This window comes from Fulvivirga aurantia, assembly GCF_009711475.1.
Classification (GTDB): Bacteria; Bacteroidota; Bacteroidia; order Cytophagales; family Cyclobacteriaceae; genus Fulvivirga; species Fulvivirga aurantia.
On record NZ_SMMD01000560.1, the window covers coordinates 1 to 4,007 of the forward strand.

A 4,007-nucleotide genomic window follows, 5' to 3' on the forward strand; every position below is an offset into this window, starting at 1 on the left:
CTCCACAAAGGTTGATTTACTACACACTTTGGCGCAAAGCACTGAAGATTATGAAGAGGCCATAAAGTTTGGGTATGAAGCACTGCAGCTTGCCGAAGAAAAGAAACTAATCCGACAAAAAGCAGAATGTGCCACCACACTCGGAATACTCTATTACAACCTGGGAGATTATAAAAAAACACTTGATTTCTTTTACCAGGCTCTGAGTGCCAATACCGCACTTAAAGACACTTTTGCTCTGGCAAAAAGCTATAATAACATCGGTCTGATTTTATCTGAGCTGGGGAGAATGGAAGAAACCATAAAATATCACAAACTCTCCTTGGAGATAAAGCAATCACTCAATGATACCTTAAGCATTGCTAACACTTACAGCAATCTGGGCCTGGCCTACCAGCAGATTGATAGTTTAGATATAGCCTTTAAATACTTTAGAAAGGCACTAGAAATAGACTTACGAACAAAGGACGCTTATAACCTGTACACCATTTATAATAATATTGGCAAGAACCATTACCTCGATGGCAACTATGATTCTACCTCATTTTATTATGATAAAGCGATTATGCTCTCTGACCAGATCGACAATAAGTATAATAAAGCCGAGATGTTGCTTGATTATGCCTACCTCAATGTGGCCCAAAAGCAGTATGGTCGGGCTATGGAAAAATTCAATACCAGTCTACGCCTGGCAGAAGACATAGGCGCAAAGTCGATTGTAAAGCAAAACTTTCTGGGTATCTCTGAGGTATACGAACAAAGAGGGAACACCCGAATGGCATTTGCCTATTATCAAAAATACGACTCGGTAAACGCTCTGCTTTTTAATGAAGAGCAGTCTAAAATGATTACAGAGATTGAGCGTAATTATCAACTTAGGCGCAGTCAGAAAGAAATAGAACTCTTAAAAAAAGAGTCTGAAATAAAGGACCTGCGCATAAGGAGTAATATTTTTACTATGTACTTTTTGATAGCAGCTATTTTGCTGGTAGCTGTCATTGTCTTTCTTCAATTTAGAAAGAATATTTACAAAACACGTACAAACCAACTGCTCCAAACACAAAACGAGGAGATTGCCGAAAAAAATAAGAATATCATGGATAGTATCTTCTATGCGAAGAATATTCAGAAAGCAATCTTACCCACTGCTGATAAGCTACAGCAAATATTTAAAGACGCTTTTGTTTACAGCAAGGCAAGAGACGTGGTGAGTGGAGACTTTTATTGGTTTGCCGAAAAGGGCGACCATGTTGTATTGGCAGCAGTAGATTGTACAGGACATGGTGTACCGGCAGCCTTTTTAAATGTATTAGGCAACTCTCACCTAAATAATATTGTAGTTGAAAATGATGTGTTACAGCCAGCTGAAATACTCATACAGCTTAACCAGAAAATGCTGACCAGCATGCATGGTAACAATATAGGCGCACAAACAGATGACGGCATGGACATCGCGTTGTGTTTGTACGACAGGGTTTCTAAAAAGCTCACTTTTGCCGGAGCAAAGAGGCCATTATACTACTTTCACAAGGAGTCTCTTCATATACTTAAAGGCGATAGTCACCCGGTAGGTGGAGATGCCTATCCTTTTGACCGCAGCTTCACCCAACATGAGCTACAACTCAATGCCAACGACTGTATCTATTTATTTACAGATGGTATAGTCGATCAATTTGGCGGCAATAAAAACAAGAAGTTTATGTACCCGCGATTGAGAGATCTGCTTAGTAGGATTTTCGAGCAACCTATGGAAGAGCAGCTTATGGTGATAAAAGATGATTTACTCACCTGGAAGGGGCAAAACCAGCAAACCGATGACATCCTTATTATTGGAGTTAAGGTTTAGTTGCACCTTTACAAGTCTTCAGGATTTAAATCATCTAAGCTTCTGCTTCGATCTCTTGCATGAGGTTTTCTACTGACTTTGTGTCTTCAAAAAATTCTAGTACTCGCATCATTACCGCATCCACCAGAGTGTCCGGGCAAGAGGCACCACTAGTAAGCACTATTTTAACAGGCTCTTTTTCTGGCAACCAGTCAGCTGTAGCTTTCTTTTCTTTGTTTTCGTAATCAAAATGATGAATCTGCTCAGCAGAGACTACTTCTTTGTGAGAATTTATAAAATAGGTGGGAAACTTTCTTTCACAAAGCTCAACGATATGAGAAGTGTTAGAGCTATTATAGCCACCCACAACAATCGCCAGGTCTGCATCTTTTTCTAAAAGACCGTAAGTAGCATCCTGATTGTCGTTTGTCGCATAACAAAGGGTATCGCGGGTATCAGCAAAATGCGATTTATAATTGTCGACTCCGTGAAGCTCTACCATTACTTGTTTCACATAATCGGCAATTTCTTGTGTTTCGGTAGCCAGCATAGTGGTCTGATTTACCACACCGACTTTGTCAAAATCCTTCTCCGGGTCAAAACCCTCAGAATATCTACCTTCAAAAAGTTGGTAAAACTCCTCTTTACTAATATTGCCTTTAATCACTTCACCAAGCGTACGCGTTTCTTCAATATTTTTTACAATAACTGAAGGTGCACTTTTTGAACTGTGAGAAAAAGTTGCTCTCGTCTCTTCATGGTTATGCTTACCATGAATAATAATGGTATGATTATCTTCTCCCAGTTTGCTCGAGCGCTTCCACACTTTTTCTACAAACGGGCAAGTGGTATTATACCGCTGCACTTCAATGCCGATATCTGCCAGTTTTTGCTCAATCTCTAAAGTTGTTCCAAATGCAGGTATGATTACGATATCTTCTGGTTTTAGCTCATCCCACGGAATGAACTGCGTGCCATCGGTATCCATAATAAATTGAATACCGCGACCTTGCAAGTCGTTATTCACTTCCTGGTTGTGAATCATCTGGCTCAGCAGAAACACTCGCTTGTCAGGATTTTCTTCTAAAGCTTTGTAGCTTATCTCAATTGCATTTTCTACCCCGTAGCAGAAACCAAAATGTCTGGCTATGTAAAACTGTACTGGCCCGAAGTCTAGACAAACAGGACTGAAGTCTTTTTTACGAGGGTCTTTTACTCTTCGTATTTCTTTGATCTTACCGGTAATTGAAGATCGATAATATGCGGGGATGTCAAACTTTTTGATAGCGGCTTAGATTTTTTTGATGCTGTAAAGGTAACAAACTGTAGTGAAACTAGTTCGCCTGCCATCCGGCCACTGACCCAATAAAAAAAGCCGAAAAGCTAGGGTACTTTCCGGCTAGTGACGAGCTGAGGGGGTTACTTAATATCTAAATGCTCGTTTTCACGAAAAATGGGGACTTTTCTTTTAAGAAAAACCCCCATTCCATGTGACGACAACCCATGTTGTCATCCATGCCAAGTTACCGTTATCAGGCTTCACCCTCGATTTTATCACCATAAAGGCAGTAAATTAAGGCTCTGATGTTCTTGCAGTATCCTTTTAAATGATCACGACCTGGTCGGACTCAAAGTAGACATCGTTGTGGCTTGTGCCATTTCAAATTATCGGTTTTTATACCGATAAAACTTTAGAAGAAAACTTCAAACCCAGCTTGTGCACTCTCAAAAACCCATCGAAATAGATTTATGCAGCTTACTTATTGGGCCACTCTATGATACTTTTACTTTTCTGAAACTTTAGTTCTTTCAGGTTATCAGTTATAAACCTTAACCCCTTTGAGTAAAAATATTGCGAATTTTCTGCATTACTTACCTGACACTCTTTTGTGTCTGCCGTGAATATCTCTCACTTGGTAATATGAAGGTCGTAATAATATCTTTGCAGCCCAACTTTTTTGAGTTGTTGTTTCCCACATATTTCCCACAAATATTTAGAGCTAAAAGCAGGTGTTTATCCACAGGTTTTGCCTGATAATCACAGAGTTATTAACAAAAACAAGAATGTCTCAAGCTTGATTTTGTGAGATGAGTAAAAAGAATCTCTATCTTTTTATGGAAATTGAACATGTAAGACATCATAAGAAATAAAAGCCTATGAAATATTTACCTATTCTATTGT

The 4,007-nt window shown here is 39.2% G+C and carries 2 protein-coding genes; one reads left to right on the forward strand and one right to left on the reverse strand.

The window, feature by feature from the left end:
* Nucleotides 1–1,846, forward strand: a 1,846-nt coding sequence (locus E1176_RS04650) for a tetratricopeptide repeat protein (protein WP_222933084.1), incomplete at its 5' end; no start/stop codon positions are given.
* A gap of 34 nt (nucleotides 1,847–1,880) precedes the next feature.
* Here the strand turns inward: E1176_RS04650 and E1176_RS04655 are convergent.
* Complete coding sequence (locus E1176_RS04655; RefSeq protein ID WP_185152630.1) at nucleotides 1,881–3,110, reverse strand: 4-hydroxy-3-methylbut-2-enyl diphosphate reductase; 1,230 nt, start codon at nucleotides 3,108–3,110, stop codon at nucleotides 1,881–1,883.
* Between the last annotated feature and the right edge of the window lie 897 nt (nucleotides 3,111–4,007).